The organism is Nocardiopsis sp. FIRDI 009, assembly GCF_003386285.1.
Taxonomy (GTDB): Bacteria; Actinomycetota; Actinomycetes; order Streptosporangiales; family Streptosporangiaceae; genus Nocardiopsis.
This window is the reverse complement of the sequence record NZ_QPNC01000009.1, coordinates 388,864-414,723: the sequence shown is the minus strand read 5'-3', so window position 1 is coordinate 414,723 and position 25,860 is coordinate 388,864. Positions and strand designations below refer to the sequence as shown.

26 protein-coding genes are annotated in these 25,860 nt (G+C 73.8%); 15 read left to right on the top strand and 11 right to left on the bottom strand.

The genetic code is table 11. The features are described from left to right. Positions 1-8: 8 nt before the first annotated feature. Both DVR05_RS08620 and DVR05_RS08615 read right to left on the bottom strand, forming a co-directional pair. Positions 9-1,058 carry an ABC transporter substrate-binding protein gene (locus DVR05_RS08620; protein WP_116245285.1) on the bottom strand — a complete coding sequence of 350 codons (1,050 nt, stop codon included), beginning with the start codon at positions 1,056-1,058 and terminating at the stop codon, positions 9-11. 412 nt (positions 1,059-1,470) lie between these two features. Then, positions 1,471-2,352: a MetQ/NlpA family ABC transporter substrate-binding protein gene (locus DVR05_RS08615; protein ID WP_116245284.1), complete on the bottom strand. Its 882-nt coding sequence runs from the start codon at positions 2,350-2,352 to the stop codon at positions 1,471-1,473. Positions 2,353-2,644: 292 nt separating this feature from the next. Between DVR05_RS08615 and DVR05_RS26540 the strand changes: the two genes are divergently transcribed. After that, the gene (locus DVR05_RS26540) at positions 2,645-4,378 is read left to right on the top strand and encodes a hypothetical protein (protein WP_157982409.1); all 1,734 of its coding nucleotides are present in this window, start codon (positions 2,645-2,647) and stop codon (positions 4,376-4,378) included. Here the strand turns inward: DVR05_RS26540 and DVR05_RS08605 are convergent. Then, the gene (locus DVR05_RS08605) at positions 4,375-6,573 is read right to left on the bottom strand and encodes a tetratricopeptide repeat protein (protein ID WP_116245283.1); all 2,199 of its coding nucleotides are present in this window, start codon (positions 6,571-6,573) and stop codon (positions 4,375-4,377) included. The two genes, DVR05_RS26540 and DVR05_RS08605, sit on opposite strands and share 4 nt — an antisense overlap. Before the next feature lie 216 nt (positions 6,574-6,789). Here DVR05_RS08605 and DVR05_RS08600 point away from each other — a divergent pair, with 216 nt between their 5' ends. Next, positions 6,790-7,740: an aldo/keto reductase gene (locus DVR05_RS08600; RefSeq protein WP_116245282.1), complete on the top strand. Its 951-nt coding sequence runs from the start codon at positions 6,790-6,792 to the stop codon at positions 7,738-7,740. Positions 7,741-7,765: 25 nt separating this feature from the next. Here the strand turns inward: DVR05_RS08600 and DVR05_RS26970 are convergent, their stop codons facing one another. Next, on the bottom strand, positions 7,766-7,930 hold the full coding sequence (locus DVR05_RS26970) for a hypothetical protein (protein ID WP_198659092.1): 165 nt from the start codon (positions 7,928-7,930) through the stop codon (positions 7,766-7,768). A gap of 228 nt (positions 7,931-8,158) precedes the next feature. On the opposite strand from DVR05_RS26970, the gene DVR05_RS08595 reads away from it, so the two are divergent. Both DVR05_RS08595 and DVR05_RS08590 read left to right on the top strand, forming a co-directional pair. After that, positions 8,159-9,157, top strand: a complete 999-nt coding sequence (locus tag DVR05_RS08595) for an aldo/keto reductase (RefSeq protein ID WP_116245281.1) — start codon at positions 8,159-8,161, stop codon at positions 9,155-9,157. Positions 9,158-9,245: 88 nt separating this feature from the next. Then, complete coding sequence (locus DVR05_RS08590; protein ID WP_116245280.1) at positions 9,246-9,512, top strand: hypothetical protein; 267 nt, start codon at positions 9,246-9,248, stop codon at positions 9,510-9,512. Between the two features lie 16 nt (positions 9,513-9,528). Here DVR05_RS08590 and DVR05_RS08585 read toward each other — a convergent pair whose 3' ends face one another. Further along, positions 9,529-10,077 (bottom strand): CGNR zinc finger domain-containing protein, encoded by a 549-nt coding sequence (locus DVR05_RS08585; protein ID WP_116245279.1) that lies wholly within the window; start codon positions 10,075-10,077, stop codon positions 9,529-9,531. Positions 10,078-10,252: 175 nt separating this feature from the next. Here DVR05_RS08585 and DVR05_RS08580 point away from each other — a divergent pair, with 175 nt between their 5' ends. The 5 genes from DVR05_RS08580 (at position 10,253) to DVR05_RS08560 (ending at position 14,341) form a co-directional block, all read left to right on the top strand. Next, positions 10,253-10,705, top strand: a complete 453-nt coding sequence (locus DVR05_RS08580) for a VOC family protein (RefSeq protein ID WP_198659091.1) — start codon at positions 10,253-10,255, stop codon at positions 10,703-10,705. 68 nt (positions 10,706-10,773) lie between these two features. After that, positions 10,774-11,676, top strand: a complete 903-nt coding sequence (locus DVR05_RS08575) for a pyridoxamine 5'-phosphate oxidase family protein (RefSeq protein ID WP_116245278.1) — start codon at positions 10,774-10,776, stop codon at positions 11,674-11,676. 76 nt (positions 11,677-11,752) lie between these two features. Then, on the top strand, positions 11,753-12,538 hold the full coding sequence (locus tag DVR05_RS08570) for an SDR family oxidoreductase (RefSeq protein ID WP_116245277.1): 786 nt from the start codon (positions 11,753-11,755) through the stop codon (positions 12,536-12,538). 121 nt (positions 12,539-12,659) lie between these two features. Further along, positions 12,660-13,274, top strand: coding sequence for a hypothetical protein (locus DVR05_RS08565; RefSeq protein WP_116245276.1), 615 nt, complete (start codon positions 12,660-12,662; stop codon positions 13,272-13,274). Next, a complete protein-coding gene (locus DVR05_RS08560; RefSeq protein WP_116245275.1) occupies positions 13,271-14,341 on the top strand; it encodes a PrsW family intramembrane metalloprotease in 1,071 nt (356 codons plus the stop codon). The genes DVR05_RS08565 and DVR05_RS08560 overlap by 4 nt, the downstream gene beginning before the upstream one ends. Before the next feature lies 1 nt (position 14,342). Here the strand turns inward: DVR05_RS08560 and DVR05_RS08555 are convergent, their stop codons facing one another. The 5 genes from DVR05_RS08555 to DVR05_RS08535 all read right to left on the bottom strand — a co-directional run bounded on the left by DVR05_RS08555 (position 14,343) and on the right by DVR05_RS08535 (position 18,932). Then, a complete protein-coding gene (locus DVR05_RS08555; protein WP_198659090.1) occupies positions 14,343-15,119 on the bottom strand; it encodes a pyrimidine reductase family protein in 777 nt (258 codons plus the stop codon). Next, the gene (locus DVR05_RS08550; RefSeq protein WP_116245355.1) at positions 15,098-15,832 is read right to left on the bottom strand and encodes a hypothetical protein; all 735 of its coding nucleotides are present in this window, start codon (positions 15,830-15,832) and stop codon (positions 15,098-15,100) included. Before DVR05_RS08550 ends, DVR05_RS08555 begins: the two co-directional genes overlap by 22 nt. 10 nt (positions 15,833-15,842) lie before the next feature. Next, positions 15,843-16,703 (bottom strand): dihydropteroate synthase, encoded by an 861-nt coding sequence (gene folP / locus DVR05_RS08545; protein ID WP_116245274.1) that lies wholly within the window; start codon positions 16,701-16,703, stop codon positions 15,843-15,845. Between the two features lie 88 nt (positions 16,704-16,791). After that, positions 16,792-17,349 carry a hypothetical protein gene (locus DVR05_RS08540; RefSeq protein ID WP_232832035.1) on the bottom strand — a complete coding sequence of 186 codons (558 nt, stop codon included), beginning with the start codon at positions 17,347-17,349 and terminating at the stop codon, positions 16,792-16,794. A 638-nt stretch (positions 17,350-17,987) separates the two neighbouring features. Further along, positions 17,988-18,932 (bottom strand): EamA family transporter, encoded by a 945-nt coding sequence (locus tag DVR05_RS08535; protein ID WP_116245353.1) that lies wholly within the window; start codon positions 18,930-18,932, stop codon positions 17,988-17,990. A gap of 107 nt (positions 18,933-19,039) precedes the next feature. On the opposite strand from DVR05_RS08535, the gene DVR05_RS08530 reads away from it, so the two are divergent. Beyond that, complete coding sequence (locus DVR05_RS08530) at positions 19,040-19,939, top strand: LysR family transcriptional regulator (protein WP_116245273.1); 900 nt, start codon at positions 19,040-19,042, stop codon at positions 19,937-19,939. A 137-nt stretch (positions 19,940-20,076) separates the two neighbouring features. Here DVR05_RS08530 and bla read toward each other — a convergent pair whose 3' ends face one another. Continuing rightward, positions 20,077-20,997, bottom strand: coding sequence for a class A beta-lactamase (gene bla, locus DVR05_RS08525; RefSeq protein WP_116245272.1), 921 nt, complete (start codon positions 20,995-20,997; stop codon positions 20,077-20,079). Between the two features lie 210 nt (positions 20,998-21,207). Here bla and DVR05_RS08520 point away from each other — a divergent pair, with 210 nt between their 5' ends. The 5 genes from DVR05_RS08520 (at position 21,208) to DVR05_RS08500 (ending at position 25,592) form a co-directional block, all read left to right on the top strand. Next, positions 21,208-22,098, top strand: a complete 891-nt coding sequence (locus tag DVR05_RS08520; protein ID WP_116245271.1) for a LysR family transcriptional regulator — start codon at positions 21,208-21,210, stop codon at positions 22,096-22,098. Continuing rightward, positions 22,095-22,997, top strand: coding sequence for a serine hydrolase (locus DVR05_RS08515; RefSeq protein WP_116245270.1), 903 nt, complete (start codon positions 22,095-22,097; stop codon positions 22,995-22,997). Before DVR05_RS08520 ends, DVR05_RS08515 begins: the two co-directional genes overlap by 4 nt. 68 nt (positions 22,998-23,065) lie before the next feature. Next, positions 23,066-23,455 carry a hypothetical protein gene (locus DVR05_RS08510; RefSeq protein ID WP_157982408.1) on the top strand — a complete coding sequence of 130 codons (390 nt, stop codon included), beginning with the start codon at positions 23,066-23,068 and terminating at the stop codon, positions 23,453-23,455. A gap of 422 nt (positions 23,456-23,877) precedes the next feature. Beyond that, the gene (locus DVR05_RS08505; protein WP_116245268.1) at positions 23,878-24,408 is read left to right on the top strand and encodes a hypothetical protein; all 531 of its coding nucleotides are present in this window, start codon (positions 23,878-23,880) and stop codon (positions 24,406-24,408) included. Positions 24,409-24,857: 449 nt separating this feature from the next. After that, a complete protein-coding gene (locus DVR05_RS08500; protein ID WP_116245267.1) occupies positions 24,858-25,592 on the top strand; it encodes a flavodoxin family protein in 735 nt (244 codons plus the stop codon). Positions 25,593-25,860: the final 268 nt, after the last annotated feature.

Here is a 25,860-nt window from a genome sequence, read left to right as displayed (position 1 = left end):
GGGCCTCATCAGCCTTCCAGTCCGGAGACGGGATCGCGGCCGTCCTCGATGAGGAGGCCGTCGAGCGGGTCCAGGGCGTAGATTCCGGTCAGGTCGACGGGGTCGAGCAGGCCGACGGCCTCGGCCCGTTCTGCCCCGGTGAACAGCGACGGGGCCACGGGGTCGACGGTGAAGGTGATCCGGTCGAAGGCGGCCGCGGCGACCTCGTCCGGCAACCGGGATCCGGTGATCTCCTCCAGGTGGTCGCCCGTGACCCGTCGGGCCTGGTCGGGGTGGGCGTTGATCCAGTCGACGGTCTCCAGGTGACCGCGCAGCAGGTCCTCGACCAGTTCGGGCTCGCGGGCGAGGAACTCGGAGCCGACCACCAGGTGGGCGGTGACGAAGGCGCCGTCGGTCTCGGTCCAGGTGTCGGCCTCGTCGACGAGCAGGTGGGCGTCGCCGCGGGTGAGCAGTCGGCTCAGGTGGGGTTCGGGCAGCCAGGCGCCGTCGATCTCGCCGAGTTCGAAGGCGTCCACGATCTCGGCGGGCGACTGCGGGAGGATGGACAGGTCGCCGCCTCCGGCCGTGTCCACGTCCCACCCCCGTGCGTCGGCGAACGAGCGCAGGGCCACGTCCTGGGTGTTGCCGAGCTGCGGGCTGGCGACGGTGCCGCCGCGCAGGTCGTCGACGCTCTCGATGTCGTCGCGGACGACGAGGCCGGCTCCTCCGGAGGCCGCCCCGGCGATGACGCGCAACGCCCGCCCCTCGGACTGGGCCCAGCCGTTCACGGCGGGGTTGGGGCCGACGAACGCGACGTCGACCTCCCCGGAGAAGACGGCGTTGATCGCGTCCGGGCCCGCGTTGAACACCCGGGTGTCGAAGACGACGCCGTCACCGAGGGCGTCGGCCAGGGTGCCCCGCTCCACACCGACCATGGCCGGGGCGTGGGTGATGTTGGGGAAGTAGCCGAGCGTCAGGGAGGGGCCGTCGTCCTCCGTGAGCGCCCCGCATCCGGTGACGGTCAGGGCCAGGGCCAGGCAGGCCGCGAGCACTCCCGTCGGTCGCGAGGGCGGTCGCATGAGAGGAGGCCCCTTTCCGGCCGTTGTCGAGGTCAGATGAAACTCTACTTAATAAGTAGGTTTTGTGGAAGCCGGGCGCGGAGTCTCCCCGGACACCGCGACCAGCCCGAACGACCCCGGGTGGCCACCCAAAGTGACCCCGCCCTCGAAGAAAACCGCAGTTCAGCCGAGCTGGCGAGAGCGACACCCCGACCACCGGCCACCGAACGCGTTCTCCCGCCCCGTGCGCACCCCGCGCCGCCGAAAGAGTGATCCGCCTCACCCAGCCCGGAACACGGGGACCGCCCCCGAACACGACGCGAGGGTGGCGGAGCCGGGGAGCTCCGCCACCCTCGCTGGGTCGCCGCCGGACGCGGCGCGTCCGGCGGTCCGCGCCGGTTCCGGGCGCCTGCGCGCGCGGTCGTCGCGGTCGTTACTCGGTCTCGACGACGCCCTCGGTCTCGACGACCGCGCCGTCGGCGTCGACGGGCAGGACGACGCCCTGCCAGGTGCGCTCGATGTAGTCCAGGACCCGCTCGTCGTGCAGGAGCTCGACCAGCTGGAGGATGCGCTCGTCCTCGGCGTTCTCCGCCAGGGTCACCAGACCGTTGGCGTAGGTCTCGACGTAGTCCTCACCCTCCGGCTCCCAGGCCAGGACGTTGGCGTCCTCGGTCAGCCCGGCCTCGATGGCGTAGTTGCCGTTGACGATCGCGGCGTCCACGTCGGCGATGGAGCGCGGCAGCTGGGCGGCCTCCAGCGGGGTGACCACGAGGTCCTCGGGGTTGTCGGTGATGTCCTTCTCGGTGGCGGTCTCCCCGGCCTCCGGGTCGATCTCCACCAGACCCTCGGCCTCCAGGACGCGCAGGGCGCGGTTGAGGTTGGCGGGGTCGTTGGGGACCGCGATCTCGGCGCCCTCGGGCAGGTCCTCCAGGGACTCGACGCTCTCGGAGTACAGGCCGAGGCGCTCGATGTGCACGTCGGTGACGTAGGCGAACTCGGCGTCGGGGCCGTTCTCCTGCCACTCGGCGAGGAAGGCGCGGTGCTGGAAGTAGTTGGCGTCCAGCTCCCCCTCGGCCAGGGCCGCGTTGGGGGTGTTGTAGTCGGAGATCTCCTCGATCCGCAGGTCCAGCCCGGCCTCCTCGGCGAGGTTCTCGTCGATGAAGGCGAGGATGTCGCCGTGCGGCACGGGGCTCACCCCGATCCGGAGCGCCCCGGCCTCGGCGGCCTCACTGGCGGCCTGCTCGCTGGGAGCACCGCAGGCGGCGAGCGCCAGGGTGACGGCTGCGGCGCCGATGACGGTCGGGGTCGTGCGCATGGTGCGCTCCTTCGTGATCGTGGGGTGGCGGATCAGGGGAGGGGCCGGGGCCGGTGGGGCTCCGGACACCCGTGGGCCGGGGCCGGCTGTGGGTGGACCCGTCCGCACAAGAGACTATCCCACCCTTTTGGTAGGAAATTACGTTCCGCCCAGCTCAGCGCGTGGCATGCCCCACACATGGGATGTCTCGGCGGATCGGCGGCGCGGACACGACCCGGCCGCGGCGACCGACCCGCGCGCCGCTTCGGTACGCTGTCCCGTCGCCAGGTGGGGCACAACGGACGGAGGACGCATGTCGGTCGACGAGCGGCTACGGGTACCGATCGGGGCGGCCCCCGCGTGGTCCACCGCCCCCGACAGCCGCCGGGTCCTGGTGGTGGCGCACACGGTCACGGCGCTCACCCGGCTGCTCGACATCCTGCCCCTGCTGGAATCCGACCCGCGCGTCCAGGTCGTGTTCACCCGGGCGCGGACCTCCAACTTCCGCGAGGGGGTCACCGAATTCCTCCAGGACATCGGCGCCGTCGTCGCGCCCTGGGAGCAGGCGCTGGAGGAGGAATTCGACCTCGCCATCGCCGCGAGCTACGGCGACGACCTGCACCTCCTCAAGGCCCCGCTCGTCGTCCTCTCCCACGGCGCCGGGTACAATAAACTCGGGAAACGGGAAACGGGAAACGGGAAACGGGAAACGGGAAACGGGAAACGGGAAACGGGAAACCCGGAATCCGACTCCGCCGGGAACGGTGTCTTCGGCCTCTCCCGGGAGACCCTCGTCCGGGACGGCCGCCTGGTCCCCGGGACGCTCGTCCTCTCCCACTCCGAACAGCTCGACCGGCTGGACGCCGCGTGCCCCGAGGCGGTGGACTCGGCCGTCGTCGGCGGGGACCCCACCTACGACCGCATCCTGGCCGGACTGCCCTGGCGTGACCGCTACCGCGACCGCCTGGAGGTCGGCGGCCGCGCACTCGTCCTGGTCAGCTCGACCTGGGGACCGACCTCACTGCTCGGCGCGTGGCCGGGCGTCCTGAACCGGCTCCTGGAGGAACTTCCGGTCGACGAGTACCGGATCGCGCTCGCCCTGCACCCCAACGTCTGGCACGGCCACGGCCCCTGGCAGGTGCGCGCCTGGCTGGCCGACTGCGAACGCGCCGGGCTGCGCGTGCTGCCTCCCCGCCAGGGCTGGCAGGCCGCCCTGGTGGCCGCCGACCACGTCATCGGCGACCACGGCTCCGTCACGTTCTACGGGGCCGCCCTGGGCGCCCACACCATGCTCGGCGCCTTCCCCCACCACGAGATGGCCCCGGAGTCGCCCATCGCGGAGTTCGGACGAAGCGCCGCGCGGCTACGGGCCGACCGGCCGCTCCTGCCGCAGCTGCGGGCGGACGCCGCCCGCCACACGCCCGACCGGTTCGAGGCCACCACACGGCTGCTGACCTCCCTGCCTGGAGAGTCGGGCAAGGTCCTGCGGTCGACGTTCTACTCCCTGCTCGACCTGCCCGAACCCGCCCGCGACGTGCGCACCGCACCGCCCGAGCCACCCGTCCCCCACCGCCGGGGCTGGCCCGACGCCCCCGACCACACACCGCTGATGGCGACCGTCGAGGGCTCGGCCGACGGCGTCCGCGTCCGCCGCCACCCCGCCGACCTGGTCGCCACGGGGCGCCTGTCCCTGCACCGCCCGCACGTGGTCGCGGCCACCGACGAACCGCAGGCGCGCTGGCGCGACACCGCCACCGTGATCGTGTGCGGGCCCGCCCAGGGCGCGATGTGGGAGCGGATCTCCGCCGCCCTGGACGACCACCCCCGCGCCCGCGTCGCCGCGCTCGCCGACGGCGACGACTGCCTCGCGGCCACCCGCGACGGTGGGCGGTACCGCCTCCGCCACGTCCTCGGCCCCCGCGGGTTCGACCCGACCGTGTTCGCCTCGGCCCTGTGGCACCTCCACGCCGACGGGACGCCACCGCGGGACGACCTCACCGTCCACTGCGGCGACGCGACGCTCACCGTCCGGATCGAGCCCCTCTAGACCCCCTCCGCCAGGCGGGCCCGCACCCGCTCCGCCTCCCGCACGGCCTCGGCGTCCGTGTAGCACTCCAGCGCGATCTCCAGGTCGGCGCGCGCGGCCGACGGGTCCGACCCGGCACGCGCGTTCGCCCGGACGACGTACACGTCCCCCACACGGCGCCGGTCCCCCAGCACGGTGTGGTGGTGGACGGCCCTTTCCCACTCCGCCAGGGCCTGTGCCAGGCACCCCTGGCGGGCGCGCAGTTCGCCCAGGACGGTGCGCACGCGGGCCAGGTTCTGGTGGTCGTCGTCGCGGAACCGTCCGAGGGCTCCGATCAGCAGCTCCTCGGCCGCGTCCAGGCGGCCCAGTTCGAGCCGGGCCCGGGCCAGCTTGCGCTCGGCGATACCCAGTGCGCGGTCGTCGCGGGGCTCGATGTCCAGGGCGGCCCGCAGTGCCTCGGCGAACCGGTCGGCGGCGGCAGCGGAGTCGCCCCCGGCCCAGACGGCGTCGGCGAGCGCCTCCCTGGCGGTGTACTCCGCCAGGGGGTGGGTGCCCTCCGCCAGCTCCACGGCGCGTTCGGCGCGGTCGCGCGCCCGCGCGAGCTCACCGTCGCGCCGGTGGGCGATCGACGACTGCACGCACAGGCGGGCCAGGCGGGCGGGGTCGACGTGCGGGGTGCCCAGCGCGCGGTCCAACAGGGCCGAGTGGGTGTCGACCACGTCGGTGAAGTATCCGCCGGTGAACCAGTACGCCCACGCGACCTCGCAGAGTTCGGCGGCGGCGCGCAGCTCGTCGGGTTCGACCGCCGCCAGGACCACCGCGCGCAGCGCGCGGCGCTCGGGGTCCAGCAGGCCCCGTACGCGGGCGGCGGCCGCCGCGCGTCCGCCGCCCCCGGTGTCGGCTGGGAGCCCCGCGCCGGGGAAGGCGCTCGACCCGTCGATGTCCGTCTGGAGCCACCGGTGCGGCAGCAGCACGTCGTGCGCGGCGCGCACCAGCCCGAAGTAGTGGGTGAGGGCGGCGCGGAGCACACCCGCCCCTCCCGCGCCGTGCTCGGCCAGGGAGCGCCGCCGGGCCGCGGAGACGAAGCGGTACCGGCGCGTGTCCTCGCTCGCGGGGCCCAGGACCCGGTACGCCACCAGAGCGTCGAGCCGCTCGCGTACCCGGGCCGGGTCCGCCCCCCGTTCCACCACGTCGGCGACCATCCCGACGCCGAGGTCGGTGTCCGGGAGCCGGGCCAGGGCGACGGCGAGACCGCGCAGCTCCTCCGGCAGCCCGCCCAGGTCCGCCCGGTCCCGGGGGCCGAGTCCGGGCACGGTCGCGGGACCGACCAGCTCCCGGTGCGCCGACGCCAGGGGGTCGGGGTCGCCGCCCAGGGCGCGCATGGCCACGTCCAGGGCGAGGTCGGCGATCCGCCCGGGGTTGCCGTCCGCTCCGGCCACGAAGTCGGCGACCATCGCCCGCTCGCGCGGGGTGACCGGGTCGACGCCCGCCTCCGCCAGGAACATCCGTTCGGCGTCGGCGGGCGGGAGCCCGTCCAGGGTGATGCCCCGCTTGCGCGTGTGGCGGATCAGGGCCCGCCCCTCGGGGTCCAGGGTGCGCGGGTCGAGCGCCCCCGACGTGGCGACCACGGTGAGACAGCCCGGACCGGTGGCGACGAAGGGGAGGAGGTCGTACGGCGTGGCGGGGCTGTCCACCAGGACCGCGAAGGGGCGCCCCTCCTGCACCAGGTTCGCGTAGGTTCGCCGCAGGCGGCGCACCCGCGCCTCCTGGGTGGCCGGAACGTCCCTCTCGTCGACCCCCGCCGCCCGCAGCAGCTCGCCCACCGCCACCGGAGTGCTCTCCCTGAACAGATTGACGAAGAAGAACCCTCCGGGGAACCGGCCCCGGTCGCGCCGGTAGGCGTCGAAGAGGCCCTTGAGGGCGAACGCGCTCGCGCCCCCTCCCGGTTCGGCGACCACGGTCAGCAGGGTCGCGTACTCCTCTCCCTCCTCCACCACGCTCCGGAACCGTGCGAGCGGTCCCTCACGGTCGACGAACGGCGGCGGGGCGAAGGGCCCGAAACCGGCGGCGGCCGCCTCGGAACCGCCGCCGTGGAAGTGGACCGCCCCGATCGTCGCGGCCTGGACCTGTGTGCCGTTCCCCGACACCCCGCCCGCCCGGTTGCTGACCTCGTGGGAGGCTCGGGGGCGCTGGCCGTCGAACTGGTCGTCACTCACGGGGAACCTCACGGACGCTGTGCGGCTGGGGGCATGGGCAGCGTACCCATGCGACACCCGGTATCAGCGCACCGACCGGCCGGCGCGACCGCGTTGGCCGCTTCCGGCCGTTCCGTCCACCGGACACGAGGAGCCCCGGGAAAAGGCGTGGAGCCCGAGGCCCCACTGCCCTAACCTGACCGCGACCACCGAACCTCCTACCCGAACACGGTGAGCATGAACGACACCAGACTCCGCAGGCTCGGCCGCTCCGACCTGTACGTCTCCCCGCTCTGCCTGGGCGGCAACGTCTTCGGCTGGACCGCGGACGAGGCCGACTCGTTCCGGATCCTGGACGCCTACACGGCGGCCGGAGGCACCGTCGTCGACACCGCGGACTCCTACTCCGCGTGGGCCGAGGGCCACCGGGGCGGCGAGTCGGAGACCGTCATCGGGGCGTGGCTGGCCGCCCGCGGCCGTCCCGACGGCCTGGTCATCGCGACCAAGGTGAGCCAGCACCCGGAGTTCCGCGGCCTGTCCCGCGACAACGTCCGGGCCGCCGCCCACGCCTCCCTCAAACGGCTGGGCGTGGCGACCATCGACCTGTACTACGCGCACTTCGACGACCCCGACACGCCGCTGGCCGAGAGCGCCGAGGTCTTCTCGTCCCTGGTGGACGAGGGCGTCATCCGGTACATCGGGCTGTCCAACCACAGCCCGGACCGGATCCGGGAGTGGCTGGACATCTGCGCGGACCGCGGCCTGCACGCGCCGGTGTGCGTCCAGCCCCACTACAACCTGATGGAACGCGACATCGAGACCGACCTGGTCCCCCTCGCCCGGGAACGCGGGCTGGCGCTGCTGCCCTACTTCGGTCTGGCCCGGGGCTTCCTCACCGGCAAGTACCGACCCGGCGGCCCGGACGTGGACAGCCCGCGCGCCGGAAGCGCCCGCACCTACCTCGACGACCCGCGCGGCGCACGCGTGCTGGAGGCCCTGGACTCGGTCGCGGCCGAGCACGGAGTGTCGCCGGCGGCCGTGGCCCTGGCGTGGCTGGCCGGCCGTCCGGGCGTGGTGTCGGCGATCGCGAGCGCGCGCGACACGGCCCAGCTGGCGGACCTGCTCCCGGTCCACACCCTGGAGCTGACCGAGGAGCAGGCGGCCCGGCTCACGCGGGCCTCCGCCTGACCGGTGCCGGATGCGCCCAGCGCGCTCAGGCCGGTTCGGGTTCGGGCTCGGGTCCCGGTGGTTCGGGCACGGGGCCGGGCGGCGTGGGCTCCGGGTCCGGCGGGGGCGGCGGTACGGGTGTCGGGGGGAACGGGTCCGGCGGCATCGGATCGGGGTAGCGCGGGGCCGCGTCGCGGATACGGGTGCGCATGGTCCGTCCTCCTCCCTGGTCGTCAGGCCGGGGATGCGGGTGCGGCCATGCGTTCCTCGGCCCGTCGGCCGTGGTCGGCCGCACCGCCTCACCTCCAGCATCGCACACCCGGCGCCCCGTGGAAGCGGGTAAAGCCCGGGCCAGCCCCCGCCCGGTCTCCCCGTCCTGGGCCGCCGCCGGTGCGAGGATGGTCGCGACCCGAGTCCGCCGACGTCAGGGGGTCCTTCCGTGATCTACGTCGCCGCTCCCGCCCGCTACGACACGATGCCGCGGCGCCGGTGCGGCCGCAGCGGCCTGTGCCTTCCGGTGCTGTCACTCGGTCTGAGGCACGGCTTCGGTGAGGACCGCGGGTTCGAGGCCCAGCGCGCGGTCCTGCTGCGCGCCTTCGACCTGGGCGTGACCCACTTCGACGTGTCGGGCACCCACGGACCGCCCGCCGGGGCCGCGGAGGAGGTCCTCGGCCGTGTGCTCACCCGCGAACTGCGCCCCTACCGGGACGAGGTGGTCGTCACGACCAAGGCGGGGGGCTCCGCGTGGCGCGGACCGTGCGGAGAGGGCGGCTCCCGCAAGACGCTGCTGGCCGGTCTCGACCGGAGCCTGGCCCGGCTGGGGCTCGACCACGTGGACGTCTTCCACCACGAGCGCCCGGATCCCGACACCCCGCTGGAGGAGACCATGGGCGCGTTGGACGCGGCCGTGCGCCAGGGCAAGGCCCTGTACGCCGGGGTGTCCGGCTACTCCCCCGAGCTGACCCGGCGGGCCGCCGGGGTCCTCCGCCGCCTGGGCACGCCGATGCTCGTCCACCAGACGCCCTACTCGATGTTCGACCGGCGGGCCGAGGACGGCCTGTTGGACGTGCTCGACGACCTCGGTGCGGGATGTGTCGCCGACGCGCCCCTGGCGCGGGGGCTGCTCTCCCACCGCCATCTGCGGAGCGCGCCGGAGGGGTCCCGTCCCGGCGGGGACGCGCCTCCCCTCCCCCCGGGTGAGACGATCACCGAGAGCGTGTGGGAGCGGGTCCGCGCCCTGGAGGGCGTCGCCGAGCGGAGGGGGCGGACCCTCGCGCAGATGGCGCTCGCCTGGGTGCTGCGCGACGAACGCGTCACCTCGGCGGTGGTCGGCGCCACCGGTGTCGCCCAGTTGGAGGAGGACGTGGCCGCCGTGTGCGCGCTGGACCTCACCGGCGCCGAACTCGCCGAGATCGAACCGCACGCCCGGGCGGACTGACCCGGTGTCCGGGCGCCCTGGTCGGCGTTTGTCCGCCGGGGCGCCGGGTAGTGGAAGGACCCGTCTCCCGGGAGGGTGGTGAGGGACCGTGGAATGGCCGACTCTCGGTTGGCTGATCGGCGTACTGGTGGCCCTGGCCGTCCCGGTCGTGGTGATCCTCATCGTCATCGGCGTCATCTCCCTCGAACAGGCCCGCGCCCGGCGGAACGCGTCGCCGGAGTACTGGGACGAGGAGCCGGACGGGCGACGCTACCCGACCGGGTGGGAGGAGCCCGGCGAGCCGGGGGAATCCCCGACCGAAGGGTCGGACGGGGAACCCGGAGAACCGGACGGGCCCTCGTCCGGTTCGGGGTAGCGCACGCCCCGGAGGTCTACCGGCGGCCGGCGGCGCGCGCGTGGTGCCGCGCGGCCTTGGCCCGGTTGCCGCACCCGGACATGGAGCACCAGCGTCGGGTGCCGTTCCTGGACGTGTCGAAGAAGTGGAGGACACAGGCGGGGTTGGCGCACCCGCGGATGCGGTCCGGGGCGTCGAGCAGGTCGAGGTAGTCGGCGGCCGCGGTCCAGGCCGGACCCCACGCGGGGTCGTCGAACTCGACGGTGACCGCCGGGGCCCCGTCGCGCAGCCGTCTGCGCACGAAGCCGTGGTCGAGGACCTCGTTGAGCCGCGCGGTCGCCTCGGCGTCCTCGGGCGCGTCCACGAGCACGGCCAGGGCGCCGCGGGCGAGCAGCACCCGGTCCAGCGTCCGGACGTCGGCGTCGAACCGCGTGTCCAGGCCCGCCTCGCCCAGCCACTGGCGCAGACCGTCGACCCCGTCGAGCAGGTCGCGCCGAGTCGTTCCCTCGACCCACCGGGTGTTGAGCAGGTCCACGGCGACCGGCTCGCCGACCAGCGGTCGCCGCCTCGTGACCGTCGAAGCCATCGCTCCCCGCCTCGTGCGTCGTCCCAGGCCCGCGTCCGCGCGGGACCGCCTGGATCGTACCAGTGACACCATCTAACCACTCAAGTTCGTTTTAACGGTTGCACACCACGATCTAACCCTCTAATATCCATTTAGCCGGTTAGACCAATCCGGCGAACCCTGAGAGAGGTGTGCTGTGGCACTGACCAAGGTGAAGACCGGGCACGTGGGTCTCAACGTCACCGACATCGAGCGCTCCGTGGACTTCTACACGCTGGCCCTGGAGTTCGAGGTGATGGGCCGGGGCACGGAGGAGGGCCGCGCGTTCGCCTTCCTCGGCAGGGACGGCGAACTCGCCCTGACCCTGTGGCGGCAGGCGTCGGAGCCGTTCCGGAAGGACGCATCCGGTCTGCACCACCTGTCCTTCCAGGTGGAGACGGTCGAGGAGGTACGCGAGGTGGAGACGCGGCTACGCGCCTCGGGAGTCCGCTTCGCCTACGACGGCGTGGTCCCGCACGGTGAGGGCGCCTCCTCCGGCGGCGTGTTCTTCCACGACCCGGACGGTATCCGGCTGGAGGTCTACGCGCCCACGGGCGCCGAGGGGGCCCAGGCCCCCGTCGCCTCCGCTCCCACCTGCGGTTTCTTCTGACCGGAACCCCCGTTTCGCGGTGCCCCGGAAACGGGGCGCCGCCCCCGCCACGAAGGAAAGACGACGGCATGGGCACCTACCATCCGGGAGAACGGGCGGTACAGGCCCGCAGCGGCCTGACGGCCCCGGCGGACCACGCGGGACGGTCCGTCCGCGACACCATCCCCGACGTCGCCGCGCGGTTCCTCGCCACACGACGCGTGTTCGTCCTGGGCGCGGCCGACCGCGACGGCCGCGTGTGGTCCTCGCTCCTCACCGGGGCTCCCGGGTTCCTCCGGGCGCGTGACGAGCGCACCGTCGACGTCGCCGCCGCGCTCCGCGACGGCGACCCCCTGGCCGGGGTCCTCAGCGACGGCCCCGTCCAGGTCGGCGCGGTCGCCCTCGACCCGGTGGCCAGACGCCGCATGCGCGTCAACGGCACGGCGCGCTCCCGCGGCCCCGAGGGTCTGCGCATCACGGCCGACCAGGTGTACGCCAACTGCCCGAAGTACATCCAGCGGCGGGACCCGGTGCCCTCCGTCCCGGCGGACGCCCCGCCGACGAGGGGCGAGCGGCTGACCGGAGCGCAGCAGGAGGTCCTGCGCCGGGCGGACACGTTCTTCGTCGCGACCGCCAGCGACTCGGGCGCGGCCGACGCCAGCCACCGGGGCGGCGCCCCCGGCTTCCTGGCCGTGCACTCGCCCGAGCTGCTCAGCTGGCCGGACTACGTCGGAAACGCCATGTTCATGACCCTGGGCAACCTCTGGGTCAACCCCCGGGCCGGGCTCCTCGTGCCCGACTGGGAGACCGGAGACCTGCTCCAGCTCACGGGGACGGCACGGGTCCGCTGGGAGGACGACACCCCCGGGGCCCGGCGCTCGGTCGAGTTCACGGTGCAGGAGGTGGTCGCCAGCCCCGGGGCCGGGCTGCTCTCCCCCGGCGCGCCCGAGTACTCCCGCGCCAACCCGCCGGTGGGGGCCGACACGGGCTGACCGGTGGCCCCGGCACGCGCGCCGCGCGGTGGGACTGCCAGGATGCGGTGAGTACGAGCAGGAATCGGAGGATCACATGGATCTGGGAATCGCCGGAAGGGTCGCCCTGGTCACCGCCGCCAGCTCCGGGCTCGGTCGCGCCATGGCCGTCGCCCTGGCGGCCGAGGGGGTCGACGTGGCCGTCACCGGCCGCGACCGGGAGCGACTGGACGCCACCGTCGCGGCCTGCGCCGAACGCGGTGTCCGCGCCACGGGGACGGTCTGGGACCTGTCCGACCACGACCGGGCCGGTGAGGTCGCCGCGCGCGTGGCCGAGGAGCTGGGCCCGGTCGACATCCTGGTCAACAACACCGGCGGGCCGCCGCCCACCCCCGCCCTGGAACAGGACACGGGACTGTGGCAGGAGCAGTACGCGGCGATGGTCCTGCCGGTCATCGCGCTCACCGACGCCGTCGTGGGCGGCATGCGCGAACGCCGGTGGGGACGGATCATCACGAGCACCTCGTCGGGCGCGGTCGCACCGATCCCGAACCTCGGGATCTCCAACACCCTGCGTTCCTCGCTGCACGCCTGGTCCAAGACCGCGGCCCGCGAGTTGGCGCCGTTCGGGGTGACGGCCAACGTCATCGTGCCCGGACGGGTGGCCACGTCGCGCACCGAGGCCCTGGACCGGGCGAGGGCCGAACGCGAGGGCCGCCCCCTGGCCGAGGTCGAGGCCGACTCGCGCGCCGCCATCCCGGCGGGGCGGTACGGCGACCCGGAGGAGTACGGCGCGGTGGCCGCCTTCCTCGCCAGCGAGCAGGCCGCCTACGTCACCGGATCGACGGTCCGCGTCGACGGAGGGCTGATCCCGACGCTCTGACCTCCCCCGGTCAGGTGAAATCCCCAGCAAACATGCACCAAGTGGCGCTTTCATCCCCTTCCTCCGCACATCCGGGTGTTTCTCTGGAACCGGCACCGGGCCACGGAGACGGAGGGGCGCGATGGCGGACACGGACGGACGGGACCCAGGCCCGCGGCCACCGGACCACGGCCCGGGCGCCTGGGTCCCCCTGGGCGCGGCCACGGCGGTGACCGTGCTGCTGGTGACGGTCTGGCCGCTGCTGAACGCCGCCCTGCCCGACACCGAGCCGGTGCGCTCCGGTCAGGCGCTGCGGGTCGGGTCCGAGGGCGGCTACGACGCGGCGCTGACCTTCGAGCGCGGCGGGTGGGAGCTGCACCCCGCCGCCAGCACGGCCGACCGGTCCTACCTGTTCAGCCGTGGACCGGTGGAGCTGACCGTGCGCTCCGTCGTCCCCGTGGAGGAGACACCGCCCAGCGCCACCGAGCTGTGGCACGGACTGGGGAGGATCGTCCGGACCGAGGATCCGGACGCCCGGCTGGGCGATCCGCGCCCCGTCGCCGCCGACGCGGGGGCACCGGGGCTGACCGGTCCGCTGAGCGGCGACGAGGACGGGGTCGCGGCCCTCTACCCCTCCCCCGACGGCGTGTTCGCGGTGCAGCTGGTCCTGTCCGGGCCGGACGCCACCCCGGCGGACCTCGCCGCGGTCGAGGACGTCGTCCGGTCGATCGCCTTCTCCGAGGGGGGGTCGGCGTGACCGAGGCGCCCCGCGAACCCCGCGGCCCGGCCCCCGCACCGCAGGGCCCGCACCGACTCCCCGCCCTGGTCGGTGCCGTCGTGATCGCCACGGCCTGCCTGGCCGGACTGGTCCTGCAGGTGGTCCAGTTCACCGGGCACATCCGCGTCTTCCCGTGGGCGGCGGTGCTGGCCCTGGCGTTCGCGGCGGCGACGTTCGCGTTCGGGTTCTGGATCCTGCGCCGGATCCGCCCGGTGCGCGCCCCCGACCCGGTCCCCAGCGCGGTCGCCGCGGTGTGGGGGATGACGGCGGCGACGGGCGCGGGGATCGTCGCCAACGGGGGGCTCAGCGCGGTCTGGTCCAAGCTCCTGGGACTGGACGTCACGGGCGCCTGGGACGCTGCGCTGACCGCGCCCGTCAACGAGGAGCTCCTCAAACTCGCGGGAATCGTCCTGGTCGCGGTCGTCTTCCCCCGGGCGCTGCGCGACCCGGTCGACGGCTTCGTGCTGGGCGCGCTCGTCGGGCTCGGGTTCGAGGTGAGCGAGAACCTCGTCTACGCGTTCCAGGCCGTGACCCGGGCCGGGGCCACGGACCCGGCACTGGCGGTGGCCACGACCACGGTGGTGCGGGTCGGCCTCACCGGCCTGGGTTCGCACTGGGCGATGTCGGCCGTGGCCGGTACCGCCGTGGGGCTGCTCGCCGCCGCCCGCTGGCGGCCGGAGCGGCGGCGCGCGGTGCTCGCGGCCCTGCTCGTCCTGCTCGCGATGGGCCAGCACTGGCTGCTCGACGCACCGCTGTTCGGTGAGGGGATCGCCGCCGTCCTGGTGAAGGTCGCCGCGGTCTTCGCCAGCACGATGGCCGTCTACGTCCTGGTGCGGCGCTCCTACCGGCGCCGGATGCGGCGCGCACTGGCCGCCGAGGGGGAGGCCGTGGGCATGCGGCGGTCGGCGGCCGTCGCCCTGGTCACCCGGCACGGTCGGCTCCGGGCGGCCCAGGACGTCGCGCGGCCCGAGCAGCCGGCGGTGCTGGATCGGCAGGAGCGGATGCTCGCGGCGGCGGAGGACCGCGCGGCCCTGGACGGGACCTGAGTCAGGGACGCATCCAGCGGTGCAGCAGGGTGCCGTCCTGCTCGATCACCAGCCGGGGCACCAGTGCCCGGTCGACCCCGGCCCCCGCCGTGACGCGCTGCTGCACGCCCGCGGCCAGCAGGGGCACCACGGTCAGGCACAGCTCGTCGAGCGCGTCCGCGGCCGCCACGTCGCGCAGCAGGCGCGGCCCGCCCTCGCACAGGATTCGCGGCAGGCCGCGGGCGTGCAGGGCGTCGACGGCGGCGGGCAGGTCCACGCTCTGGGCGCCGACGACGATCACCCGGTCGGAACCGAGCAGGCGGCGCGCCCGGTCCAGCGCCTCCGGCCCCGCGCCCGCGCAGGTGACGAGCAGGACGTCGCCGTGGTCGGGGGCGTCGGCGGCCAACAGCGGCGGCACCTGCGCCGCACCGCTGACCACCGCCGTCACCGGGCACGACGGACGCCCCTCGGCGGCGGCCCGGTCCAGGAAGCGCGCGGACCGGGGCGGGGTGCGCCGGTACCCCTCGCTCCGGGCCGTCCCGGCACCCACCAGGATCACGTCGGCCAGGTCGCGCAGGAGCGTGTAGACCACCAGGTCGGCGGCGGTGTTGATGGAGCCGGTCCTGCCGTCGTTGCCCGCGGCGGCGCCGTCCAGGGTCGCGACCATGTTCGCGCGCACCCAGGGGCGCGCGGTCACGTCCGGATAGGCGTAGAGGCGTTCCAGGTCGTCCGGCCCCAGCCGGTCGCCGGGGTCGGCCGCGCCGGGCACGACGTCGTTCAGCAGGAGGCGCACGACCACACCGCCACGAAGTAGGTGACACCGAAGGGGGCGTCGGCGTACAGCAGTTCCGCTCCGACGCTGGCTCCGCCCAGAGCCACGGCCGAGGCCATCACCTGGAGCGCAGCGCGACCGGCGACCATCTGGTCGGCGGCCTCCTCCGGGTCCAGGGCGGCCAGCGCCCCGGTGTCGCCGTCGGCCAGCGCGTGCCGCACCACCTCGTCGACGTCGACGGACGCGGTGTCCAGGTGCCCGGGCTCGCGCACCCCCCAGCGGGCCCCGCCGTCCCCCATGACCAGCAGTCCGACCCGTTCGGCCCCTCCGGCGACGGAGCGGGCGACGCGTTCGACCTCCGCCGCGGAGGCGTCCCAGGCGACGGCGACCGTCTCGACGGGCGTGTCGGGCGCCACCGTGTCGAGCAGGCGCCGGGCGACCCCCAGGCTCAGGGGGAGCGGTTCACCGGTCCCGGAACGGGTGTCCCGCCCCCGGCTCCCCGCCCTGAGGCCGCGCTGGGCGGCGCCCGCGTAGAGCCGTGTGGGCACGCGGCCCGACAGACCCTCGCCGGAGGCGTCGGCGCCGCCCACGACGACGATCCGGTCCAGGTCGGGCGTGGCCAGCAGGACGGACACCGCCGACTCGCAGACCCCGCGCAGGTCGGCGGCGACGTCCTGGGCGCCGGTGAGTTCCCGCAGCAGCAGCGGCGGGTGCGGGCACACCGCGGTCGCGACGATCACGCGCTCCTCCTCACGCCAGCCCCCGAACCGTCCGTGCGGGGGGCGCCACACCCCGGATGGCGGAGACCATGTCGAGGACCCGCCGGGTGGGGGTGACCTCGTGGACGCGGTAGACCTGGGCGCCGTGCCAGGCGCACACCGCGGTCGCGGCGAGCGTGCCGGTCAGCCGCTCCCCCACCGGCAGGTCGAGGGTCTCGCCGATGAAGTCCTTGTTGGAGAGCGCGACCAGCACCGGCCAGCCGGTGTCGGTCATCTCGTCGAGCCTGCGGGTGAGCTCCAGCGAGTGCCAGGTGTTCTTGTTGAAGTCGTGCGCGGGGTCGATCAGCACCGAGTGCGGGTCCACGCCCAGCGACACCGCGCGCTCGGCGAGCGCCACGGTCGCGTCGATCGCGTCGCGCACGACGTCGTCGTAGGAGGGCCGCAAAGGCCCGGTGCGGGGGGCGAGGCCACCGGTGTGGGTGCACACCAGCCCCACGCCGAACTCGGCGGCGACCTCGGCCAGTCGCGGATCGTGGCCGCCCCAGGCGTCGTTGAGCAGGTCGGCGCCGGCCTCGCAGACCGCCCGGCCCACCGACGCGCGCCAGGTGTCGACGCTGATCACCAGGTCCGGGAATTCGGCGCGGACGGCCGCCACGAAGTCCACCGTGCGGCGCTTCTCCTCCTCGGCGTCGACCTCCTCGCCGGGACCGGCCTTGACGCCCCCGATGTCGACGATGTCGGCGCCCTCGGCCACCACCGCGCGCACCCGCTCGAAGGCGGGGGCGTCGTCCCAGGTGGCGCCGTTGTCGTAGAAGGAGTCCCGGGTCCGGTTGACGATCGCCATGACCAGCGTCGCGTCCGGCCCGTACTCCCGACCGCGCAGTCTCAGCACGTCCCGTCCGCCTCTCCCCGAACACGCGCGCCCCCACGGACGCGGCGCTCTGGCATCTCGTGGTTCAACGCCCCTCCCAGCGGCCACCCTAGGGCACCCCCGAACCCCCGGCGGCACCGACCAGGCGTCTGAGCGTAGGCGGGTCCACGAACTCGGCGTGCGTGCCGTGGGCTCCGCAGGCGAACGCACCGGCGACCGACAGGACGTGGCAGCCGTTCTCACCGTCGGTGGCCACGACGAGGTGGGCGCGTCCCTCGTCCAGGACGCGGCGCATCACCCGCGCCCGGCGTTCCCGTATCGCCGCCGCGCTGAGGAAGACCAGGTCGGAGCGGAGCGCGTAGTCGAGGTGGTGGGTCTCCTCCCCGTCCCAGTCGTGCAGGTCCGTGGAGCTGCTGACGCCCAGTCGCTCCAGGTCGTCGTACATGTCGCGGTTGTGGTTCATGATCGACATGTGCACGTGCCGGGCTCGCTCGACGAAGGGGAGGTAGAAGTCGCGGGGCACCCGCAGGTCCGGGGAGTGGCGTCCGTCGAAGAAGGAGAACCTCCGCCCCCGCGCGTCCACCAGGTTGACACCGCGCGGCGTGCCGTGCGGTGAGACGACGCGGCTGAAGTCCAGTCCCCGCTCGGCGTAGGACTCCAGCACCATCCGGCCTGGGGGTCGTCACCGAGGAAGTCGATGAACTTCGTGGCCAGACCCAGCGTGTGGCAGCCCAGCGCCACCCCGTTGCCGGTGTGCCCCACGTAGTCGCGTACGGGGGGGCACGAACACCGCGTCGCCCTCGGGCAGGGCCAGCTCCCGTACCCGGACGATCGTGTCCACCCCCGCGCCTCCGACCACCAGGACGTCGTGGTCGTGGTCGTTCTCGGCCATCATGTCTCCTCCAGGCAGGGTCGCCGTCACCGCGGAGCCCGGATCCGACGGACCCGGGACCGCGGGAACCCTCCCCCACTCCTGCCGAGGAGAACCAGGGGTTTCCCCGGGCGGACGGGCCGTTCCCCCGACCCGTCCGCCCCTCCTGTCGCGATCGGCCGATCCCGGTTACGTTGGTCCCATGCGGACACGAACCGCAGCCGTGGTGAGCACGGTGTCCTTCCTGACCGGCCCCGGCACGGCGGCCGGACCGGTCCCGTCGGCGCGGCGGTTCGGTGCGAGGTACGAGGCCCGCCACAGGGCGGTCCCCGCGGGAATCCCGCGGAGGCCCCTCGGCGGCCGGGGAGGTGAGCGGTCGATGAGCAAAACCGGAGGGCCGCACGGGGCGCGGGGGGTCGCCGGCCGCTCGGGGGCTAGCGCGAGGGGCCGGTCGCGCCTTCGGGGGCGGGTCTGGGGTCACGCCCGGGCCCGGAGGCGTCGGCGGAGACTGGTGCGGACCTCCGCGCGCGGCCGCTGAGCGAGGTCAGGGCGACCCCGCCCACGAGCAGGACGGCGGCGACCCGGTTCAACGGGGTGATCTCCTCCCCCAGCAGCAGCGCCGCCGAGGCCATGCCGAACACCGGCACCAGAAGCGAGAACGGCGCCACCGCCGAGGCGTCGTAGCGACGGAGCAGGAAACCCCAGGCGCCGAACCCGAAGACCGTGGCGCCCCACGCCACGAACAGGACCGCTCCGACCCCGGCCGCGTCCATCTCCCGGATCGCCGCGCGCCCGGCCTCCGGCCCCTCCAGCAGGAGGGAGAGCGCGAACAGCGGCAGCGGTGGCACGAGACTGACCCAGACCATCCAGCTCAGGGCGTCGGGCGGCGCGGCCCGACGGGTGATGACGTTGGCCAGCCCCCAGAACGCGGCGGCGGCCACGACCATGAGGAAGGCGACCATCGGCCCGGAGGCGCCCTGGTCGTAGGCGGCGACACCGATCCCGCCGAGTGCCACCGCCATCCCGGTGTACCGCAGGGGTCCCAGGCGCTCCCGCAGGAACAGCACGGCCAGGAGCGCGGTGAACACCGCCTGGGCCTGGAGGACCAGCGAGGTCAGCCCGGCGGGCATGCCCAGGTGCATCCCGGTGAAGACGAGGCCGAACTTCGCCACGCCCAGCACCAGCCCCACCAGCACGACCCAGCCGAGCGCGACCCCGGGTCGGCGCACCAGGAACACCGCCGGGACCGCCGCCACGAGGAAGCGCAGGGCGGAGAACAGGAGCGGTGGGACGTGGTCGAGACCGACCTCGATGACGACGAAGTTGACGCCCCACACGGCCGCGACGAGTACGGCCAGGGCGATGTGAGCCGGACGCATGGGTCCGATGATGCCGACCATGTGGATTCAGCACCAGCGAAGAGTTCTACATGGTTGGATTCAGCGTTACTACATTGTCCGGGTACGCCCAGCCGGAAGGACCGCCCGTGCTCGACCTCGCCAGGCTTCGCGCCCTGCACGCCGTACACGTCCACGGGTCCGTCGGCGCCGCCGCCGAGGCTCTCGGCTACACACCGTCGGCGGTCTCCCAGCAGGTGGCCAAGCTCGAACGCGAGACCGGCGCCACGCTCCTGGAACGGCAGGGGCGCGGGGTCGTGCTCACCGACGCGGCCGTCCTCCTCGTGGACACGGCCGCCCGGGTGCTGTCCCTGGTGGAGGAGGCCGAGGTCGCCCTGGAGGAGCGGCGCGGCAGGCCCAGCGGTCGGTTGACCGTCGCCGCGTTCTCCACCGCCGCCCGCGGCCTGCTCCCGGGGGTGCTGGCCGAACTGTCCGCGGCCCACCCCGCCCTCGACCCGCGGCTGGTGGAGGAGGATCCGCACGCCACCCCGCGTATGGTCGCGCAGGGGGTCGTCGACCTGGCGGTGGTGCACGACTGGGACATCGCGCCGATGAGCGTTCCGGAGGGGGTCGCGCGCGCGAGGATCGGGCGCGACGTGTGCGACGTCCTGCTGCCCCCGGGCCATCCGCTGGCGCGTCTTCCGGTGTTGAGCCGCCGGGACGTGGCCTCCGCCCGCTGGATCTGCCAGCCGCCGGGGACGGTGTGCCACGACTGGCTGATGCGCACGCTGCGCGCGGTGGGCGTCGAGCCGGACGTGGTCCACCTGGTGGGCGAGTACCAGACCCAGGTCGCGCTGGTCGCGGCCGGTCTGGGGATCGCGATGGTCCCGCGGCTGGGCCGGGGCGCCGTCCCCGACTCCGTCGTGGTGCGGCCCCTGGACCCCGCCCCGGTCCGCGGCGTGTCCGTCCTGTGGCGGGAGGGGACCTCGCGCCGCCCCGCCGTCGCCGAGGCCGTCCGCGTCCTGCGGGAGCACGCCCGGGAGCGGTGACCGCGCCCCGGGACCACCCGCGGTGCCCGGATCGTGCACGCGACCGCCCACCGCGCGGCCTCGGAGTGTCGAGCCCCCGTGTCCGCGCCACCGTCCGGGGCGGCCGCTCGGAACCGCCCCGGACGGTGCGGGAGCGCCTACCTCATGGCCTCGGCCACGATCGCCGCCGCGTCGGCGATGAGCGCGTCGTCGCGCTCGGCGCCCTCGGTGTCACGGCTGCTCATCACGGCCAGGACGATCGGGGCGCCCTCCGGCGGCCACAGGACCGCGATGTCGTTGCGGCCGCCGTAGCCGGCGGTGCCGGTCTTGTCGCCGACCGTCCAGTCGTCCGGGACACCGGCACGGATCACGGTGTCGCCCGTGACGTTGCGCCGGAGCATGTCGACGAGGATCTCCCGCCGGTCCTGAGGCAGGACGTCGCCGAGCGTGTACGCGCGCAGGGTGGCGGCCATCGCGCGCGGGGTGCTGGTGTCGCGGATGTCGCCGGGCGCCCCCTCGCTCAGCTCGGGTTCGATCCGGTCGACGTGCGTGACGTCGTCACCGACCTCCCGGAGCTCCTCCTGGAGTCCGCTCGGCCCGCCCAGCTCGGCGAAGAGCAGGTTGGCGGCGGTGTTGTCGCTGTACCGGACCGCCGCGTCGCAGACCTCCAGGAGGGTCATCCCGGTGTCGAGGTTCTCCTCCGCGATCGGGGCGTGTTCCTGGAGGTCCTCCTCCGTGTAGGTGATGACCCGTTCCAGGTCCTCGTCCGTGCTGCGCCGCAGCACGGCGGCGGCCGAGAACGCCTTGTGCGTGGAGGCGTAGGCGAACCGGTCGTCGGCGTTGTGGGCGAGGGTCTCCTCGGTCCCGGTGTCGACCGCGAAGACGCCGAGCCGGGCGTCGTAGCGCTCCTCCAGGGCGGCGAACCGCTCCGCGTACTCCTCCGGGGACACGGACGCGGCGGAGGGCGCGGCGGTGGACTGCGACGCGGTCCCGCCGGTCGTCGCGCAGCCGACCAGCGGGGCCAGGGCCAGCGCGGCGGCAGCCGCGGTCCTGGCCAGACGTGAGAGGTGATGCGACATGGCGGATACGCCTTCCTTCCCCTGTGGTGGGGTGTGCCGATGGGCCGGGCCCCGCTGCCGACCGGCGGCGTCCCGGGACGGACGCGCGTGCCGCGCGCACACGCACGCCCCTCGCCGGAGGGCCCGTGTCCGGCAGTCTCACCCGGACCGGGGCATGCTGTCCAAGACACGAACGACGGTTTCCATGCGTTTCCGGCATACTGTGCGGGCATGGACCTCGTCGGCGCCTGCCGCGCGTTCGTCAGCGTGAGCGACCGCGGCAGCTTCACCCTCGGCGCGGCCGCGGCGCGCATCCCCCAACCCGTCGCCAGCCGCCGCATCGCCGCCCTGGAACGGCACCTGGGGGCACGGCTGTTCGACCGCTCCGCCCGCGGTGCCGCCCTGACCCAGTTCGGCCGGGACATGCTGCCGTCGGCACGACGCCTGGTCGAACTGGCCGAGGCGATGGAACACGACGCCGAGCGCGCCCGGCTCGCTCCCGTCCGGTTGGCCGTCCCGGACCTGTGCCCCACCCCCGCCCTCGCCCGGTTGGACGCGGCGGCGCGCCTGCACGGGCTGCACCTGGACTTCCACCCGGCGCCGCCGGAGCGCAGGGCGGAACTGCTGCGCACCCAACAGGTCCGGGCCGCGGTCACCGCGGTGCCCGGGGACGAGGCGCGGTGGACGGTGCCGCTGGGGCTGGCGGGCGCGGAGGAACCGCAGGCCAGGACGGTCTACCTGGAATCCCTGCGGGCGGGCCGGGCGGAGCGGTCGGCGCCCCGGCGGGTGTGGGTCCAGCCCGAGGACGACGTGCCGCACGTACGCGACCGGGTCCTCCGTGTGCGCGACACCGTCGGGCTGCGTCCGGCGCAGGTCACGGTCGCCTCCGCGCTGACCGCGGCCGTGGCGGAGGTGCTCGGGTCACGGGACCTGCTGCTGTGCTCGCGCCTCCAGTCCGCCGAGCTGGGCCTGCGCTGGCGGCCGCTCGGCGAGCTGCGGCTCGTGCGCGGCTACGAACTCGGGGCCGTGACGGGGGACGAGGCCGAACGTATCCGCGAGAGGCTGGACGGGGACATCGCGCGCTGCCTGGGCGCCCGTGGAACGAAAGGGGACGGCGGATGAGCGACACGGCCCTGGTCAGGGAGCTGCGCCAGGAGTTGGACGAGGGCGGCCTGCGCGGATCGTTCCTGGTGCGGGACCTGGCCTCCGGACGGGAGGTCGGCATCGAGCCCGACCTGGAGTACCCCACGTCCTCGGTGGTCAAGGTGCCCCTGGCGATCGCCGTGCTGGAGCTGGTCAGGCGCGGCGAACTCGACGGCGCCGCCCCGGTCGAGGTCAGGCCCGAGGACGTGGGCGTCGTCGGGCCGTTCGGGCTCAGCCGGTTCCGGCACCCGGTACGGATCGCCGTCGAGGACCTGATCTACCTCAGTCTGTGCCTGAGCGACAACAAGGCGACCAACCTGCTGTTCGAGCGGGTCCCGCCGGAGGAGGTGGCCCGCGTGCTGCGGACGTTCGGGATCGGCGGCGTCACCGTGCGGCACGCGATCCGCGAACTCCGGGAGACGCCGGAGGACCGCCTGGCCCCGGCGGACGCCCACCTCGCCCACGCGCTGGCGATCCGCGCGGGCACCGCCGGGCGCGGCCACCCCGTCCCCCAGCTCGACGTCACCCGGACCAACACCGCCTCGGCGCGGGCGTGCGTCGACCTGCTGGCGGCGCTGTGGACCCCGTCGAGGATCCCGCCCGAGGTGGCCGCGCGGGTGCGGGAGCTGATGGGCGCCAACATGCTGCGGCACCGGTTGGCGCCCGACTTCACCTCCGACTCGACACGGTGGTCCTCCAAGACCGGGACGCTGCTCCACCTGCGCCACGAGATCGGCGTGGTGGAGCACGAGGACGGTCAGGCGTTCGCGGTGGCCGCCCTCACCGAGTCCCGGGTGTCGGCGGTCGTGCAGCCGGAGGCCGACGCGCTCATGGCGCGGGTGGCGCGGGCGCTGCGCGACCACCTGCGCGGCGGATAGGGATCGTCGACTCCGCCCACGGAGGCCGACGGCGCGGTCACGGCATCGCGGTCCGTATCATCGGCCCCATGGTGGACCCCGGCCCCCGTGCACGACTCATCCGTACGCTTGTGGACGCGGACTCCGGCGCGGACGCGCAGGAGCTCACCCGCGCCCTCGCGCGTGAGCTCCTGTCCCTGGGGTCCGACACCCCGGACAACCTCGCCTGCGCCTCGCACATCGAGTACGCTTCGCGCTTCACACCATCCGGCCCCGGCCCTCGCCCGGTGTCGGGGCTGAGGATCCGGGGCACCGACGTCCCGTTGAGCGACGTCGCATGGGAGATCGAGTCCACCCCGCTGCCGCGCGAGCGGTTCCCCGGCCTGACGGTCGAGCAGTGGGAGGCCGCCACCCGCATGATCACCCTGCTCGTGCTCGCGCTGGAACGCGAGGAGGAACGCCCCCTTGACCTCTCATAACAACGCCCTGCCCCGCGAAAACAATCAGCGCTCACTGTGCCAAACCGTTGGCAGGGCGGACTGAGCGAACAGGGGCGGCGGTTCCCAGACCCGCCCCAGGGGAGCGAGGGCTTCGGTTGGACCGGACCCACACCAACGAACGGCTGTGGCAGGTTCCGGGCCCCGTCCTTCACACACCAGCGGCTACTTACGCTTGCCACCCCCTGACCGGCTGTTCCAGACCCGGATCGTCCACCGGGGCGAACCCGGATCCGAGCGTCCGCGCCCCGACCCGGCCCCTGAGGGCCTGACCCGGCCTGCCGAGGCGCACGGTCACGCCCCACCAAGGGTTGTTTTCCTCCGCGCAGAGTGGAAACGGTGAAGGAAAGCTTCAGATCGTGTTTCCCGCACACCCGGACCACACCCTCATAGGAGGAACCAACATGAACACCCCCGAACGACACAGCGCCCCCGGCCTCCGACCCCGGACGTGGAGCGTGGCGGCCATCGCCCTGGTCCTGGTGAGCGCCCTTCCCACCACAACGGCCAACGCCGAGGCCGTCAAGACCACCACCCACTGCGTGATCACCCTGGACGCCCCCGCACCCGGCTCCGAGCAGAGCCGCGTCGCCTCCCAGTTCTGCGACACCGACCCCCAGGCCGCCGTTCTCCAGGACGCCCGAGCGGCCAGCACCCTGCTGATGACCTGGTACTCGTCCAACTACTACAACGGATCGAGCACGCAACTGCGCGGAAGCGCCGGTCCGTGCGACTCCTCGGGGTACGGGGTGGCCTACGTCGGGGACGAGTGGAACGACCGCATCGGTTCCTACCGCCTGTTCAACAACTGCCGCCTCACCACCCTCTACGAACACAGCAACTACGGAGGACGGTCCGTGACGGAGAAGTACTCCACCTTCGAGATTCCGAGCGTCATCCGGGGCCGGATCAGTTCGCTGTGGGTCAAAGCCTGAGGTCGTCCATCAGCCCGCCGGGACCGCCGTGCGGGCACATCCACGCACGAGCCCGGTTCCACACCACGATGACCTGCGCATTCGGCCCCGCTCGTTCCCGGTCTCGCCTGTGATCCGCCCCCACCAAGTTCTCACAGAACGTTCGTACCAGTGGGTAGCGTTCAGGGACTGTTCAGGGTCGGCGTCGCCGCGTCTCCCAACGCAGGCGCGATGCCGGGCGGCCACGAACACCGAGGGGGCGATCACGCGGCATCGGACCCTCGGGGCTGAGCAGAACGGCCACGTCCGCACACGTTCACCCCATGCCCAGGCCCGAGGGGTAGGCGCGTGGGCCGGGAATTCACCGAGGTCGAGATGCGAACCGGGACTCGCGGTACGCATGGCGATGACCCGGGCACCCGTCGTGATCAACTGGTGGTCGGCCATCGCCTGTGGGGAAGGAGCCGACCATGCCCGCGCACGAGACCGCCACCGATCCGGCGCCGTCCTTCGACGGACTTCGGGCGCTGTTCATCAACTGCACTCTGAAACCGTCACCACAGCTGAGCCACACCGAGGGCCTGCTCGAACGCAGTGTGTCCCTGATGCGGTCATCCGGAGTCGCGGTGGACACGCTGAGGGCGATCGACCACGACATCGCGACCGGGGTCCATCCCGACATGACCGAGCACGGGTGGGCGGTCGACGCCTGGCCCAAGGTGTACGAGCGGGTTCTGGCCGCGGACATCCTGGTGCTGGCCGGGCCGATCTGGCTCGGTGACAACAGCTCGGTGATGAAGAGGGTCGTGGAACGGCTGTACGGGTGCTCGCACCTGCTCAACGAGCGGGGCCAGTACGCCTACTACGGACGGGTGGGCGGCTGTGTGATCACCGGCAACGAGGACGGGGCCAAGCACTGCGCGATGAACGTGCTCTACAGCCTCCAGCACCTGGGGTACACCATTCCGCCCCAGGCCGATGCCGGATGGATCGGTGAGGCGGGCCCCGGGCCGTCCTACCTGGACGAGGGATCGGGCGGACCGGAGAACGACTTCACCAACCGCAACGCCGCGTTCATGACCTACAACCTGATGCACCTGGCCGCGATGCTCAAGGCCGCCGGGGGCGTGCCCGCCTACGGCAACCAACGTTCGGTCTGGGACGCCGGATGCCGCAGCGACTTCGACAACCCCGACTACCGCTGAGCCCGCGCACCGGTGCGGCCAACCTGCGGTCGCGTGAGTTCGACGGGGCGGCCAAGGAGATCGGGCTCGACGGGATGGGCCTGACACCGCACAAGCTCCGCCACACCGCGGTCTCGCTCGCTGCCGCCGCCCAGGCCGACGTGATCGACACCGGCCGGAAGAAGGCCGTGGCGCGCCTGGCCAGACGGCGTGAAGGGGCACGGTTTTTCGGATTCGTGCGGAACGAATGTGGAACGCGACCCCACAGGCGCCCGCCCCATCGCATGCG

Excerpts from the sequence above, each read along its gene's own strand:
- DVR05_RS08620 (WP_116245285.1), bottom strand. The coding sequence starts at position 1,058 with ATGCGACCGCCCTCGCGACCGACGGGAGTGCTCGCGGCCTGCCTGGCC.
- DVR05_RS08615 (WP_116245284.1), bottom strand. The coding sequence starts at position 2,352 with ATGCGCACGACCCCGACCGTCATCGGCGCCGCAGCCGTCACCCTGGCG.
- DVR05_RS26540 (WP_157982409.1), top strand. The coding sequence starts at position 2,645 with ATGTCGGTCGACGAGCGGCTACGGGTACCGATCGGGGCGGCCCCCGCG.
- DVR05_RS08600 (WP_116245282.1), top strand. The coding sequence starts at position 6,790 with ATGAACGACACCAGACTCCGCAGGCTCGGCCGCTCCGACCTGTACGTC.
- DVR05_RS26970 (WP_198659092.1), bottom strand. The coding sequence starts at position 7,930 with ATGCGCACCCGTATCCGCGACGCGGCCCCGCGCTACCCCGATCCGATG.
- DVR05_RS08585 (WP_116245279.1), bottom strand. The coding sequence starts at position 10,077 with ATGGCTTCGACGGTCACGAGGCGGCGACCGCTGGTCGGCGAGCCGGTC.
- DVR05_RS08575 (WP_116245278.1), top strand. The coding sequence starts at position 10,774 with ATGGGCACCTACCATCCGGGAGAACGGGCGGTACAGGCCCGCAGCGGC.
- DVR05_RS08570 (WP_116245277.1), top strand. The coding sequence starts at position 11,753 with ATGGATCTGGGAATCGCCGGAAGGGTCGCCCTGGTCACCGCCGCCAGC.
- DVR05_RS08565 (WP_116245276.1), top strand. The coding sequence starts at position 12,660 with ATGGCGGACACGGACGGACGGGACCCAGGCCCGCGGCCACCGGACCAC.
- DVR05_RS08540 (WP_232832035.1), bottom strand. The coding sequence starts at position 17,349 with ATGGTGCTGGAGTCCTACGCCGAGCGGGGACTGGACTTCAGCCGCGTC.
- DVR05_RS08535 (WP_116245353.1), bottom strand. The coding sequence starts at position 18,932 with ATGCGTCCGGCTCACATCGCCCTGGCCGTACTCGTCGCGGCCGTGTGG.
- bla (WP_116245272.1), bottom strand. The coding sequence starts at position 20,997 with ATGTCGCATCACCTCTCACGTCTGGCCAGGACCGCGGCTGCCGCCGCG.
- DVR05_RS08520 (WP_116245271.1), top strand. The coding sequence starts at position 21,208 with ATGGACCTCGTCGGCGCCTGCCGCGCGTTCGTCAGCGTGAGCGACCGC.
- DVR05_RS08515 (WP_116245270.1), top strand. The coding sequence starts at position 22,095 with ATGAGCGACACGGCCCTGGTCAGGGAGCTGCGCCAGGAGTTGGACGAG.
- DVR05_RS08510 (WP_157982408.1), top strand. The coding sequence starts at position 23,066 with ATGGTGGACCCCGGCCCCCGTGCACGACTCATCCGTACGCTTGTGGAC.
- DVR05_RS08505 (WP_116245268.1), top strand. The coding sequence starts at position 23,878 with ATGAACACCCCCGAACGACACAGCGCCCCCGGCCTCCGACCCCGGACG.
- DVR05_RS08500 (WP_116245267.1), top strand. The coding sequence starts at position 24,858 with ATGCCCGCGCACGAGACCGCCACCGATCCGGCGCCGTCCTTCGACGGA.